Raw genomic sequence first — 13,795 nt, 5'->3', positions numbered from 1 at the left:
CAGTACTCCACACAAGTCACGATGATCAACGGTGGCCGCACCCGTCCCCGCACCGGCCCCGACCAGCAAGATCACGATCTACAGCTGGAGTACTAAAGTGCGGAGACATGACGATCACCCGACACGCGGGAGCGCACAGGTGAACACCCCCGTCTCCGAGACTCTCCGGCGCCTGGAGGCGCAGATCAAGGCGCAGGACCTGGACAGACATACCGTCCTGGACCCTCAAGTTCTGGCAGACAGAACATCCCTTCCGGTGGACACGGTCCGTGCTCTCCTGCGAGGCGAGGAGGTGCCGGAGCAGGAGTTCAACGAGCGGGTCCTGGGGCGCATGAAGGCCTTCGTGGCGTACCACCTGGCCGCGACCGGGAAAACCGAGGCCCAGCTCATCGGGGAGGTCCAGGTAGCCCTCCACCCGATCTCCCGCCCTTGGGCCCGCAGCGTGATCCGCGGCGAGAAGGTGCCGAACTCGAAAACCCTTCATGAGCTGGCCGTTTACTTCGAACTGGACAGTCAGGAAACCTACTTCACGAGCCTCGCGGTCGACGCTCTGAACCGAGCGCTCCAGCGCGTCCTGCTTCGGTACGAGCCCCCCGAGCGCGACCCGATCGAAGCGCTCATGGACAGGTACGGGGTGAAGGCTGCCGACATGAGACTGCACGGTGCCTCTGGCGGCGTCTCCAGCAAGGAGCAGCTTGCCGTCCTTCTGGAGGGCGTCTTCAGATCAGTCATTCCTCCGAAAGGGGACCAGGGCTGATGAGCAGTAGGACCATGAAGGCGCTGCTCGCCGACTTAGGCAGGGACGTGGCGAAGCGCATACAGGTGCCGGCCGCCGCGGAGGTCGTGATGGAGGAGTTCTGCCGTGCGATGAGCAAGCGGAAGAACAAGCCGGTCGTCCTGCTTTTCAGGGAGTTCCCCTCCGAGGTGCCGGTCTCGGGTTTGCGCTTGGTCATGAGTGACCGGAGTCTGATCGTGATCGCCGCAGGGATGGCCCCGCAGGCACAGTTGGTCATCCTCGGGCACGAGCTGTACCACGAGGAGTTCGACCACTGCAGTCACGCCATGCCCGGTCTGAGCGCTGCGGCTCGAGCGGTCGCCCCCCACACCTCGAGTGACACGATCCGGCGGGCTGCGGAACTGGTGCTCGCATCGGAGCAGGTCCCCATGGACGCGATTCTCGCCGTCGCGGCCCGCTCCGAATCCGCGCACACCGACGAAGTGGACGCCGAGACCTTCGGGCTCTGGTTCGGCAGCGAGGTCCGCACCTGGGTGGCTGGACGGTACGCACGGCCCCGGGCCACCGCCGCCACCGTCGAGGGTCGTCTCACCCTGTCGCTGTCGCACCGGGGCGGACGCGTCCTCTGATGGCCGATCTCAACGTTCCCTACATCGTTCCCACCGTCGCGCTCGTCGTCGCGCTGGCGCTGAGAGGTCCGATGCTGTGGCGCGCCGGCCGCCGCGACCCCGACGTCCGGGCGACCGCCCTCCTCCTGTTGTGGGCCGCGGCCGTCCTCGTCGTGATCACGCCGGTCAACATTCACCGGCTGAACGTCTGGACCGGTGTACCGAACATCGCAGCCCCCTGGGCCTACAGCTTCCTCACCGCGTTCTGCGCCACCGGCCTGACCATGATCATGCGCTGGCGGGAACCGCCCTCCGAGCGACGCCGCCGCCGCATGATCGCCATCTACTGGATCTACGCAGGCATCATCGGCGCCCTGTGGGTCACGTTCTTCCTGGCCGACGTCCCCGAACCGCGCATCTACGACCTCGACACCTACTACGCGACCACGCCCTGGATGCGGGAGCACATCCTGCTGTACGTCGTCGCCCACGCGGTGTCGTGTGTGGTCTCGGCGAGCATGTTGTGGAAGTGGTACCCCGAGATCACCAAGGGCTGGATCAAGAGCAGTGTCGTCTGTCTGCAGGTCGGGTACGCCTCCGGCCTCGTCTTCGACGTTGCCAAGCTGGTCGCGGTCGGCGCCCGCTGGAGCGGGCACGACCTGGACGTGCTGAGCACGAAGGTGGCTCCGCCCTTCGCCCTTCTCGAGGCCTTCCTCGTCGCGCTCGGCTTCATCATCCCGCAGGCCGGCCCCGCCTTGAGGACCCGCATCCGCAACGGCCGCGACTACCGGCACCTGCGTGCCCTGTGGCGGACCGTCCGGGTCACCAACGCGGCGGCAGCCACCGCCCGCTTCGGCGTGCTCACACCCCTGAGCCTGAAGCTGATGCAGCGCGAACAGCGCATCCATGATGCCCTGCGCGTTCTCGCCCCCTACTTCGATCACACCGCCTACCAGCGGCACTACGCAGAAGCCGCCGCCGAACACCGCGACGACCTGGCCCGCGGACTCGCCGGCGCTGTCGCCATCCACAAAGCAGTCGACGCCTACACCGCCCACGCACCGCTCAGCACACACGACCAGCCCGCGCTGATCGGCCCCGAGGTCACCGAGCACTTGGACGCCATCGGCAAGGCCCTGCACCGCCCCCGTCTCCTCGACCGCGTACGCCAGCGGGCGACCAGCACAGAGAGCGTGACCGTTCATGTCTGACAGAGCCACCACCGGCCGGCCCACCGCCGTCGTCATCGGCGCCAGCGCCTCGGGACTCCTGGCCGCGGCCGCACTCGTCGAGTTCGCCGACGTCACCGTGCTCGAGCGCGACTGTCTGCCCGACGGCCCCGAGCCGCGCCGCGGAATACCCCAGGCCCATCACGCCCACCTGGTATGGACGGGAGGGGTGAAGGCCTTCGAGGAGCTGCTGCCCGGCGTGATCGAGGAGACCGTTGCCCGTGGGGCGCGCCTCGTGCGCATCATGGGCGACATGGTCTCCCGCGCCCCCAACGAGGTGTGGTTCCGGCGCTTCGAGAACGTCCCCCACCGCAACCTGGTGTGCTCCCGCTTCCTCCTCGATCACGTCCTGAGCACCCACGTCCTCGACGATCCGCGCATCACACTCCGCGAAAAGACCACGGCGCTCGGCCTGGAGGGCTCGTCGACGGCTGTCACGGGCGTCCGCGTGCAGACCGGCGACACCGCTGAGACCCTGAGCGCCGACCTGATCGTCGACGCTTCCGGCCGCGGCACCAGCGCACCCCAGTGGCTCCGGACCCTGGGTCTGTCCGAGGTCGAAACCCGTGAAGTCAACGCCGGCGTCGCCTACGCCACCCGCCTCTACAAGGCGCCCGGCAGCACCGCCGGGATCGGCTTCCCACTTGTCAACGTGCAGGCCAACCCCGCCAACCCGCCCGGCCGGGGCGGGATTATCCTGCCGATCGAGGGCGACCGCTGGATCGTCACCCTGTGCGGCACCCGCGGCGGCGAGCCCACCGCCGACAACGAGGCCTTCATCGACTTCGCCCTCAACCTCGGCGCCCCCGTCATCGGAGAACTGCTCAAGAACGCGGAACCGATCGGTGATGTCAGGACCTCGCGCAGCACGGCCAACACCCGCCGCTACTACGAGAAAATGAACCGCTGGCCCGAAGGGTTCGTCGCCCTCGGCGACGCCATCGCCGGCTACAACCCCGTCTACGGCCACGGCCTGTCCGTCGCCGCCCAGTGCGCACTCGCCGTCCGAGACGTGCTGCGCTCCCGCCCCCTCACCGCACCCGGCACCGCCCAGCGCATACAGCGCGCGGCAGCCCGTCCCGTCGGCGCCGCATGGGACCTGGCGGTCGGTCAGGATGCCCTCTACCCTGGCGCCTCCGACACCCCGCCCACCGCCGTGGAAAAGCTCCTCGCCCGCTACGTCGACCGCTGCGTAGAGACCGGCGCCGCCAACCCCCGCGCCCTCAGCGCCCTCCTCGATGTCATGAGCCTGCTCGAGCCCCCGACCCGCCTGTTCTCCCCCGACATGCTCCGGCCCATGCTGCTCGGCCCGAAGAAGAAACTCCTGCCTGGCGCCCCGCTCCGAGAACAGGAACGCAAGGCGGCACTGATCTGACCAAGATCGTTTTTGCACAATTGTGCAACTCCTCCGAACCTGGTGCGGCTCGGGTTCAACGCCGTTTGGACCTGGCCGCCGGACAAGAGCGCGCCCTCAGCCAGGGTTGACGCGGCGGCGTTCAGAGCCGGCCTTCCCCGCACCGTGCGTCAGGACATTCGCTGAGGAGATGACCTTTCGGCTGAACGCCGAACGATTCCACCGTGTCGTTCTCGGGCTGCTGGTCGTCAGTTCCCGTTCAGTGGTCCTGCGAGTGGCCACCGCGTATCCGCGGAGGGGTGGCGCCGAGGAAGTCGGACTGCGCGCCCCACCCTGGCCAGCGGCATCATGAGCTTCCGGCGCTCGCCGCACCATCCCCGGCGAGGTCGAGCCGGGGATGGTGCGGTGCTGCATCATGGCCTTCCTCTTGCAGTTCGGATGCCAGGAGGAATCCGAGGTGGGTGCGGTTGCGCGCGCCCAGTTGGACCATGAGCTTCGCGTGTGCTGCCGACAGGACCGTTCACTGATGCCCAGACGGCGGGCTATCGCGACGTCGGGCCTTGACCCTTGATCCTGGACACACGAGACACTGGATCCTGAGGATCTCCCGGAACCCGTCGCGACCGCGTCACGGTGCCGCCACACTCGCGCCCATGAGCGACGACAGCGCCAAGAGCCTCGACGGAGCCGTCGGCACCCACGTCAACGCCATCACCTACGAAGTGATGGACTGGGCGACGGAGGCACTGCCAGCGCACGTACCGGCGGACGACCTGAAGAAGCTGAAGCTGGCCGCGGGCGAGCATCTCGCGGCGATGCTGGCGACCGCCTACGAGGCGGTCGAAGTGCGGCTTGGGACTGGTAAGCCCACATATTCAGGTGTCGCGTATTTCGCGGCCGAGTCCCAACGAGGCTCGCGCTGAGTGACCAGCGCGAGCCCGGCGGAGGTCGATTGCTGAGGGCTGCCGCTGTCTGGCGTGGACGTCGTGCGAGAGCGTCTGACCATGCCAGAGGGAACCGAAGCAGCTCTTGCTGTCAGGGGAAGTCCGGGCACTCCTCGGCAAAGCCGTGCGAGACGGGCTGCCAAGCGCCGTGATCTTTACGCACACTCAGCCGGTCCGCCTCCTCCGCGGTGTCGATCAGCTGAGCGGTGGTCAAGGGGACAGCAGCAGCGAAGAGCCGCCCGAGGTGGCGGCAGTGCAGCACCGGGCGGACTTCCTGCGAGTAAGGCTCATCGGCGACCGCGAAGAGATCGGGCAGAGTCCAGCCCAGCGGACCGGCTATGGCACATAGCTGCTGCCGCCGGTGTGGGCTCGGCTCCCAGCGCCAAACCATCCCGTGCAGCGTGCTGAGGGACAGTCCCATGAACGGCAGTTCGTGAATGCCGAAACCACGATTGCGGATCAACCCGCCGAGCACGGCGGCGAACCTGGTCTCGGCGGGGCGTCGGAACGGCCAGGCGGGCTGTACGAAGGCTCCTGGAGCGTCCACGCGGGGCAACGAACGAACGAAGATCTCCAGCGCGGCCAGTTGCGAGTGGTCGCAGTGACTGACGCGGTAGACGAACTGCCTCATGACCTTGGCGTCGCGCCTCGGGGGAAGAAGGTCCGCCGGCACCGGGTGGCCCGCAATGACAAAAAGGTCGGCGGTCGGGATGTCGAGTTCGGAAGCAAGTTCGGTGAGTCGCTGCGGGGCGGTGTCGGTTCCGTGCACGGTGAGGCTGCTCAGGATGATGGTCCGTTCCATGCGAGGAAGGTAGCGGGGTGGGCTGACCTCAGCCGCAGGGACGACCCGCTGTCGTAGGTGCCGCTCTGTCGGCGGCCACGCAGAGAAGGAGGCCCGAGCCGGTTCACTCGACCGCAGTGCTGACGCAGCCGACCCGGTGTCGTTGTCGCGCATCGTGTCGTTGGCGTCGTTCGTCAGGGAGGGGGCAGCCCGCGTGAAAGGGCTCGTGAACGCGCTGCCCTTCAACTCGTGACGGCCTGGCTCCGACTCGGTGGCGCACCGCTCCCAGGTGTTCCCGCACATGTCGAACACGCCGTACGGGCTCACCGACGCGGTGCTGTGCTCGGACGGCCCGGTGACGTCGCTGGTCGAGTTGACGCTCACGGCCGAGCACCGGCGCGGGCACGGGGCGATGTACGACGCGGTCAACCACGGCTGACTGGAGCCGCGCCGGCTGCGCAGGCTGCTTGCCTCCACGCCGCTGCCACGTGCCGCCGACGGGCGGATCGTGCTCGCGGTGGATGTGAGCAACTGGCTGCGGCCCGATGCACCGACCAGCCCGGAGCTGCTGTTCTGCCACGTCTACGGGCGGGGCCGCAGCGCGGATCAGTTCATTCCCGGCTGACCCTACTCCTTCGTCGCCGCGCTGGAGACGGGGCGCACGTCCTGGACAGCCGTGCTGGACGCGATTCGGCTGGGGCCGGCCGACGACGCCACCGCGGTAACCGCCGCCCAGCTGCGCGAGTGGTCACCCGGCTGGTGCACGCAGGGCAGCGGCGGCCGGGCAATGCACCCGGTCCAGCCCAGGACTCCATGGCAGGGCGAGGCCGGCAGTGACGGCGTCGAAGTCCTGGCGGAGGAGTACGCGGGTGGCCAGGTCCAGCCGACAGGCGAGGTAGAGCCAGCCCTCGGTGCGGTGGGCAGGGAGGTGATGTCGCCGGGGGCAGCGGCAACAGCCGTACTCCCTCCCGTGTGGACACCGCCGCCCGGCCGCATGCCCGCCACGGCCTGGTGACGCTGTCTCGCCGTCTGCTTCCCGTCCCGGGACAGGGGCGCCCCAGCAGGCCAGGAACGTGTCTGTCCCGACATGACTGAAGCAGGCGGGACCAGGTTGTGGAGGGGTTGTGAACTGCGCAAACTCCTCTCACCGGCCCCGCGGTTCACCTCCGACGGTGAGCGCACGTCGGTTCCTGTGGCCGCTCTGGCCCCTCCCCCATCCCTTGGAAGGGACTTCCGCATGACTCTTGTACGCCTCCTCCTGCCCTCCTTCGTGACAGCCGCAGTGACCGTGCTCGGCGCGGCTCCCGTCACTCCCGTCTCCGCCACCCCGGCTCCCCTCGCCCACGCGGCGGCCGCAGAGACGTACCGCAACGTGCACACGGGGCTGTGCATGGACGACAGCGACGGCGGCGGACTGCGCGGCTGGCAGTGCAACGGGCTCAACCACCAGAAGTGGGTGGTCACCCGGCACGCGGACGGCGCCCGGCAGCTCTCGAACATGTCCACGGGCAGGTGTCTGGACGACAGCCCTGCCGGCCTGCGCACCTGGCCGTGCAACGGACTCGATTACCAGAAGTGGACGGTCGAGCGGCTCACCCAGAGCCGCATCGCGTTCAGGAACGTGAAGACCGGAGCGTGCGTCGCCGACCCGGGCGAGAACAAGCGCCTGGTCGCCTTGCCGTGCGTGACCAACTCGGCGAACCAGCAGTGGCAGTAGGGCGCCCGATCCGGACCCGTCGCCTGGCAACCCCACCCCGAACACCTCAAGCACCTCGAACACCTCGAACACCTCGAACACCTCGAACAAGGAGAACAGCTGTGTCCCTCCGCTCCAGCAAACTGCGCAGGATTCTTCCCGCCCTCGCCCTCACCTGCCTGACGGCCCCGGCTCTCGTCCTCCCCGCCCACGCCACGACCACGGCAACCACGACCGCCACGACCGGGACGACCGCGGGCATCTTCCGGGCCGCCGCCTCCTTCCCCACCTGGGGGACGCGGTGGGTCGTGCACGCCACGCCGGACATCAACTCGCCCTCCGTCGGCACGATCAACCAGAACTCCGCGGGCCAGGACCGCATCACCGCCGACTACCAGGTCGACACCGGCCGCCGGGTGTGCGAGGGCAGCGCCTGCTCCACCTTCATGGCCCACATCACCGCACCCGTCACCGGCTTCCTGACCGTCGTCGCCGTGGACATCCCACAGGACCGGCTCCCCGGTGTACCCGTTCAGGACGCTCCTCCCGGCGGTGGCGCCCCGACCGGCTCGCGGCAACGGACGTTGGAGCGTGCCGCGACCTGGCTCACCGCCAACGGCGGTCGTCCCGTCCCGTACAGCCAGTCCGCACGCTGGCGGGACGGCTACCGGCAGGACTGCTCCGGCTATGCCTCCATGGCACTCGGTCTGCCGACCCCCGGCACCAACACCGTGGGGCTGGCCACCAACCGGAAACTCACCCGCCCCATCGCGATGGGCGAACTCCAGCCCGGTGACCTCGTCATCGACGCCCTCGGCAACAGCAACACCCGGCACGTCGTCATCTTCGAACGGTGGAACAACGCGGCCCACACCTCCTACACGGCCTACGAGCAGCGCGGCGGCCCCGGCACCACGCACCGGACGCTGACCTACGGCCTGAAGGCGGGCAGCGAGTACCGGGCTTACCGGCCCGTCCAGTACGGCGACTGACCCGTTCACCAGGTGTGCGCTCAGCCCTCCTCGGGCTGAGCGCACAGCGGCCCACCGTCGGCCGGCCGCTGATGGCTTATGCGTCCATCCGGGTGAACTGTGAGGCCGGTGAATCGACTCTGCAACCCGTCAGTACCTCATGCCGTTGCCACCCCATATGTCGAGTAAATACAGTCCTGACCTGCTGGGGCAGCACGTCCCAGACCATGAAGCAGCCAACGGGACACCGTTGCCGAACCTCGGGAGACGTCCGCTATGACAGACAGCGGACAGCGTGACCGCCTGGCCGCGCAACGACAGCTCGGCGCGGCACTGCGTGCTCTGCAGCACCGGTCGGGGCGCACGCTGCGGGAGCTGGAGAAACAGGTTCCCGTCAGCGATTCGTCACTGTCCCGCTACTTCCGCGGTGACGCCGTCGTGCCCTGGGCCGTGGTCGTCGAGATCTGCCGGGCGCTGGACGGCGAACCGAGCGAGTTCCGTGCCCTGTGGGAGCTGGCTTCCCGGATGTCGCCTGAGCACCTCGACGACACTCCAGCGCCCCCGCCCCCGCCGCCGCCCGCGCCCGCGCCCGCGCCGGAGGACGGTCCGCGCTCTGCCGCTCCGGTCCCCGTCCGGCGGCGCCTGTCGCTGCCGACCGGCCGGTCCCGGCCTCGGCTCAAGGGCATCGCCGTAGTGATCGGCGCCGCGGTAGCCGGTGCTGGTCTGGCTGTGTACGGGATGCAGTTCGCCGCCGAGTCCATGGGCGGGAACGCGAGCAAGGCCTCGGCGGCGGGAGGGGCACCGCGAAGCGCGGCAGACCAGCGGCGACCTGTCTTCCACGAGGCGGAGAAGGCGCGGATCAACCAGGTGACCATCCGCGATGCCGTCGGGGCACGGAGCGGCAAGGCCATCGCCCGCATGGACTACCGCGACAGCTTCGTCGAGTTCACCGTCGTCGCGCCGTCCGCGGGCCCCCGGGCCATGCGGGTGCGGTTCAGCAACGGCTCGCAGGACGACGCCAACGGCCCGTCATGCGCTTCGCACAGCCTGTCGGTCAACGGAGTCGTCGCGAACCCCGTCCACTACCAGTACACCGGCTGGGAGAACTGGCGGAAGACCGAACCGGTGACGGTCGTCCTCCGCGAGGGCCGTAACACGATTCGTTTCTCCAGGGGTGACCTCTTCACCGAGTTGGACGGCATCGAGCTGGCGTAGACCCGGCTTCATCATGCACAGCCCGCACGCCTTCGATCACCCATGCCCTGAACTCTCAGGAGGGCACATGCCCGTTCAGCACATGATCCGCCGGTGGGGGAGAACACTCGCTCTTCTGACGGCCGCCTTCTGCCTCGTCACGGGACATCCCGCGACCGCCGTGAACGGCTCACCGCAGATCGTGATCGACCATGACTTTCCCGACCCGGACATCGTCAGGGCCGACGGCGTCTATCACGCCTACGCCACCACCAACGGCCGCCGCCATGTCCAGCACGCCACTTCACGCGACCTGCGACGCTGGACCCTTGACGACGGTGACGTGTTGCCCGCCCTCGGCGCGTGGGCCGTCGCCCGGCCCGATCTCGTATGGGCACCGGAGGTCTTCGACCATGGCAACGGCTTCACGATGCAGTACACCGCCCGCGACCGGGCGAGCGACCGGCAGTGCATCGGTGTGGCACGGTCGGCCTCGCCGGACGGCCCCTTCCGCCCGGTCGGCGACACTCCGCTGATCTGCCCGGCACAAGCGGGCGGCACCATCGACGCCTCGACCTACACCGAGGGCGGGCGACGCTACATCCTGTGGAAGAACGACGGCAACTGCTGTCACCCCCGCAAGGACACCTGGCTGCACCTCCAGCCCACCTCGTGGGACGGCACCCACGTCACCGGGGATCCGGTCCGGCTGATCCGCCAGGACCAGCCCTGGGAGGGCCACCTCGTGGAGGCCCCTACGCTGATCAAGCGCGCCGGGCACTACATCCTCTTCTACTCCGCGAACGCCTACGACGGCAGCGCGTACGCAACCGGCTATGCCGTGTCCCCGAGTCCGACCGGCCCCTACACCAAGGCGCCCCGCCCCCTGATGACGACGGAGAGCTTCTCCGGCGCCGTGCAGGGCCCGGGAGGACAGGACGTGGTCACGGGCTCTGACGGACACGACCACATCGTCTTCCACGGCTGGAACAGCAGAGGCCGGGTCATGCATCTGGCAGACCTGGGCTGGGCCAACGGCTACCCGGTGGTACGCGGAAGCAAAGTGATCTACCAGGCGGAAAACGCCCACGTGCACAACGCAACCGTCCGCGATGCTCCCGAAGCGTCCGACGGCAGGGCGGTCGGGCATATCGACCACCCCGACAGCCGCGTCGAGTTCCGGGTGTTCGCCGCCTCTGCGGGTACCCACACTCTCTCCGTACGCTTCGCGAACGGCTCACTGGACACCGCAGGTTCCCCGGCCCCGGCGCATCACCGCCTGGTCGTCAACGGAACCGATGCCGGCACCGTCCACTACCCACACACCTCTTGGGGCAACTGGCGGACGGCCGTCAGGACCATCACGCTGAAGACCGGCTGGAACAGCATCACCCTGTCCAGAGGCACCCTCTTCGCCGAACTGGATTTCATCGAAGTCGGCTGACGAGTCCGGCGAGATCATCGCCGGCGAGGAATCCACCGCACCGGCCATCAACGAGCTGCCGATCACACTCATCAGCGACAACGGTCGAGGCCTCGCGCAACCGGCCGGACCGCGCCGACGAGCTCGACGCCGGGGCGCACTACATCGTCGTCGGCGGCCACCGCCGCATCGAGGCCGCTCGCCCGGATTCCCCCGGCCCAGGCAAGCGTCTGACCAGCCGCCCCCGGTGCTACCGACGAATGCCCTGAACCGTGTCATCCCGTGGACGTCCTCGACCGTCTCCCTGCCGAAGGCCCACATGTGCGGGGGTGGGGGACGCCGTCGTCCTCGGACCTGTTGTCAGTGGCCTGCGACATGATGCGGCAGATATGACGGCCCGTCCGACAACTGACCCCGAGGCCGTCGAGGCGACGAAGGGAGAGGCGCCGTGCGCAGGCCGGTTACGGGCAAGGTGTACGTCCACTACGGTCAGATCTACGTCGAGAGTGATCCGGACAGCTCGACCCCGGACCTCTCCGAGGTGTTCGCAGGCCAGAGCGGAGGACTGTGCGGGGCAGCGGTCCCGGGTTCGCTCTGGCTGCACACCGGGCTGTACACGGGCAACGTCGGCTTCGCCGTGGAGGTCCACGACGAAGCCCCTCCGCTGGACCCGGTCTGGGAGGACGTGGTGGAGGTGTCCTTCCACCCGCTGTCGGAACGCACCAGCCTGGTGCAGTGGGCAGGCGAGGCCGCGTGGGACCTGGATCTCGCCCGGACCGACTACCGAGTGCGGTACTGCGCCCGGGGGATGGACGACGGATACGAACGCGACACCAGAATCGCCAAGGAGCCACAGGCGGACAGCTACCTCCTGCAGTTCTGGCCCGCGCCGCCCCGCCCGGACCGCGTGATCCGCCAGACCTCGCAGAACGCCGCGTACTGGCACCGCCACGCGCGCGACCTTCCACCGCCGCCCACACCCAAGCAGTGCGCCGAGACCGAACTCGCGGCCCGTCAGGCGAAGGAACGGGCCGCAGAGGAGCGGCGACTGCACTACGAAAGGTGGGTGTGGGGCGGACGGTCGCCGAGCGAGGGGCTGCGCGGTGCCCGCGGGAGCAACGTCCTCGGCCTGCTCCACTTTGACAGTGACCTGGTGCACGCCCTCGACGCCGCGGGTCCCGACGTCCAGCGTGCGGTGGCGTTGCTGGCCGCCCGGCGGGCCTGCGAGGCAGCGGGCCTGACCGGCTTGCCGTGGGTCGCCGAGGCGCTCACCGCGTTGACACAGAGGCGTCCGCTGCCGCCACCGTTCGACGACCCGTCCCTGATGTGGGCGACCCTGCGCTCCGACCCGCGCGTGCCGGACCGGTCGGTGCTCGAGGCGATACCTCCGGAGCGACCGCCGTACCAGCCGCCGACCCCTGCGGCGGAGGCGACAGCCGGGTGGACGTGCGTCCCGGCCACGAACTCCGGGAACGAAGCACCAGGGCGGCCGGGCCTCGGCCGGGCACTGGACAAGTTCGTACCGACAGCGCCCGCCGACCGGGGCGCGACACCGGCCGCAGGCGTGGGACACGGCACCGTCGTGGTGGTGCGTCCCTCCGTCACCTCACGCGAGCCCCATCAGATCTCACAGCCGCACTTCGCCCTTCCCGCCGTACTCGCCGCAGCCGAACCCGCCCCGCTCAAAGCGGCACTGGACGCGGTGTGGCACGCGGTGAACACATACGGCGAGCACTACCCGGAGCTGCTGGAGGAGATCGGGTCGGCGTGCGCCGAGAAGGCCACGCTCCCCTGACGAACCCTGTGCCGGGCCCTGTCCGCCGGCGGCCGCTCACACCGCAACGCCGAAGGGAAGCCGCTGGGGCCGAGTGCTTCGGATGGCCGGTCCGAGCATGCGTGCAGACGCCATGGGCTGCAGCGTCAAGAACGATTGTCCGGCACAGTGCCGTATCGGCTCGGATCCGGTTGTCCCGCGGCTCCCGTGTCCGGGATCATCCGCCGAGGGCGATCGGAGCGAGGTCGGCCGACATGTGGCGCACGGCCAGCGTTACGGCCTCGGACGCCGTGGCGAACCGGCCGAGGTCCGCGCCGGTAGCGTTCCTGCCCACACCGTACGTACCGTCGCTGTGCGCGGCCAGCCAAGGACCGACGACGGTGAGGCGCGGACGGGTCGTGGTGGAGAAGCGCAGCGCCCAGTGGCTCGTGAACGGGTAGAGGGCGCGCAGTGTTGGCTGGGCATAGGCCGACTCGATCAGGGACTGATGCGTCTTCGCCCAGGGGTACTCCAGTTCGTCCGCCTCCTGGCGTTTGCCCTGCCACTCCGACTCCGTCAGGAGTACGGGGTCGCGGTCGGGCACCTCGAACCGGCCGGTCGGATGCGCGAAGGGCGCCGCCCGGTGGATGTCGTCCAGGGCCACCCCGTCGTGCCACGCGCGGGCGGCTCGGGCGACCTCCGCCAGGTCGTTCGTGCAGCCGTCGACGAGGGGCATGTTCTGGAACGAGTCCGTGCCCCAGATCGACCACAGTCGTTCGTGCCGCCGAGCGCTGATCTCCAGCCACCCGCGGTGCGGCAAAGTGCTCATGACGGTCGCGTGGAGCAGCGGAGCGGAGTCCGAAGGCGCGACGGAGACGGTCTCGAGGCAGCCTGCTCCTTCGGACCGGAGCGCGACGGCGAGACTGCCGTGGGCGGCGATGTCGGGATACAGGACTGCGGGATCGGGAGGTGTGGGCACGGCTCCCGATTGTGCCCGAACTACCGTTCCTCGTCAGTGAGCACGAGCGAGTCCTGGACCCGACTGGACCCGAACCTGGTCGACCGGCGCATCCCGAACGGTTGTGGATACGCTGGTCACCCGCGTT

12 protein-coding genes and 1 pseudogene are annotated in these 13,795 nt (G+C 69.0%); 11 read left to right on the top strand and 2 right to left on the bottom strand.

Annotated elements, in window-relative coordinates:
• Positions 1-139 precede the first annotated feature (139 nt).
• The 5 genes from ACIF9R_RS35670 (at position 140) to ACIF9R_RS35650 (ending at position 4,850) form a co-directional block, all read left to right on the top strand.
• On the top strand, positions 140-757 hold the full coding sequence (locus tag ACIF9R_RS35670; protein ID WP_399986857.1) for a hypothetical protein: 618 nt from the start codon (positions 140-142) through the stop codon (positions 755-757).
• Positions 757-1,365, top strand: a complete 609-nt coding sequence (locus tag ACIF9R_RS35665) for a toxin (protein WP_399986855.1) — start codon at positions 757-759, stop codon at positions 1,363-1,365. Before ACIF9R_RS35670 ends, ACIF9R_RS35665 begins: the two co-directional genes overlap by 1 nt.
• A complete protein-coding gene (locus ACIF9R_RS35660) occupies positions 1,365-2,555 on the top strand; it encodes an MAB_1171c family putative transporter (RefSeq protein WP_399986853.1) in 1,191 nt (396 codons plus the stop codon). Before ACIF9R_RS35665 ends, ACIF9R_RS35660 begins: the two co-directional genes overlap by 1 nt.
• Positions 2,548-3,948, top strand: coding sequence for an NAD(P)/FAD-dependent oxidoreductase (locus ACIF9R_RS35655; RefSeq protein WP_399986851.1), 1,401 nt, complete (start codon positions 2,548-2,550; stop codon positions 3,946-3,948). Before ACIF9R_RS35660 ends, ACIF9R_RS35655 begins: the two co-directional genes overlap by 8 nt.
• Positions 3,949-4,580: 632 nt before the next feature.
• On the top strand, positions 4,581-4,850 hold the full coding sequence (locus tag ACIF9R_RS35650) for a hypothetical protein (RefSeq protein WP_399986849.1): 270 nt from the start codon (positions 4,581-4,583) through the stop codon (positions 4,848-4,850).
• Positions 4,851-4,962: 112 nt separating this feature from the next.
• Here ACIF9R_RS35650 and ACIF9R_RS35645 read toward each other — a convergent pair whose 3' ends face one another.
• Positions 4,963-5,673, bottom strand: coding sequence for a hypothetical protein (locus tag ACIF9R_RS35645; protein ID WP_399986847.1), 711 nt, complete (start codon positions 5,671-5,673; stop codon positions 4,963-4,965).
• Between the two features lie 280 nt (positions 5,674-5,953).
• Here ACIF9R_RS35645 and ACIF9R_RS35640 point away from each other — a divergent pair.
• From ACIF9R_RS35640 to ACIF9R_RS35615, 6 genes and pseudogenes are all read left to right on the top strand, one after another.
• Positions 5,954-6,441: pseudogene (locus ACIF9R_RS35640) on the top strand (transposase); the annotation flags it as partial.
• Positions 6,442-6,889: 448 nt separating this feature from the next.
• Positions 6,890-7,369, top strand: coding sequence for an RICIN domain-containing protein (locus tag ACIF9R_RS35635; RefSeq protein WP_399986846.1), 480 nt, complete (start codon positions 6,890-6,892; stop codon positions 7,367-7,369).
• A gap of 101 nt (positions 7,370-7,470) precedes the next feature.
• Entirely contained in the window at positions 7,471-8,340 is an 870-nt protein-coding gene (locus ACIF9R_RS35630; RefSeq protein WP_399986844.1) for a hypothetical protein, read from the top strand.
• A gap of 255 nt (positions 8,341-8,595) precedes the next feature.
• Complete coding sequence (locus ACIF9R_RS35625) at positions 8,596-9,534, top strand: helix-turn-helix domain-containing protein (RefSeq protein WP_399986842.1); 939 nt, start codon at positions 8,596-8,598, stop codon at positions 9,532-9,534.
• A gap of 67 nt (positions 9,535-9,601) precedes the next feature.
• Positions 9,602-10,957 (top strand): family 43 glycosylhydrolase, encoded by a 1,356-nt coding sequence (locus ACIF9R_RS35620; protein WP_399986840.1) that lies wholly within the window; start codon positions 9,602-9,604, stop codon positions 10,955-10,957.
• A 427-nt stretch (positions 10,958-11,384) separates the two neighbouring features.
• The gene (locus ACIF9R_RS35615) at positions 11,385-12,731 is read left to right on the top strand and encodes a hypothetical protein (RefSeq protein ID WP_399986838.1); all 1,347 of its coding nucleotides are present in this window, start codon (positions 11,385-11,387) and stop codon (positions 12,729-12,731) included.
• A 196-nt stretch (positions 12,732-12,927) separates the two neighbouring features.
• Here the strand turns inward: ACIF9R_RS35615 and ACIF9R_RS35610 are convergent, their stop codons facing one another.
• Positions 12,928-13,668 (bottom strand): DUF6193 family natural product biosynthesis protein, encoded by a 741-nt coding sequence (locus tag ACIF9R_RS35610; protein WP_399986836.1) that lies wholly within the window; start codon positions 13,666-13,668, stop codon positions 12,928-12,930.
• Positions 13,669-13,795: the final 127 nt, after the last annotated feature.

This window comes from Streptomyces sp. NPDC086080 (genome assembly GCF_044540255.1).
Lineage (GTDB): Bacteria > Actinomycetota > Actinomycetes > Streptomycetales > Streptomycetaceae > Streptomyces.
Note: the sequence above shows the minus strand (reverse complement) of the source record. Positions and strands in the feature narration are given on the sequence as shown.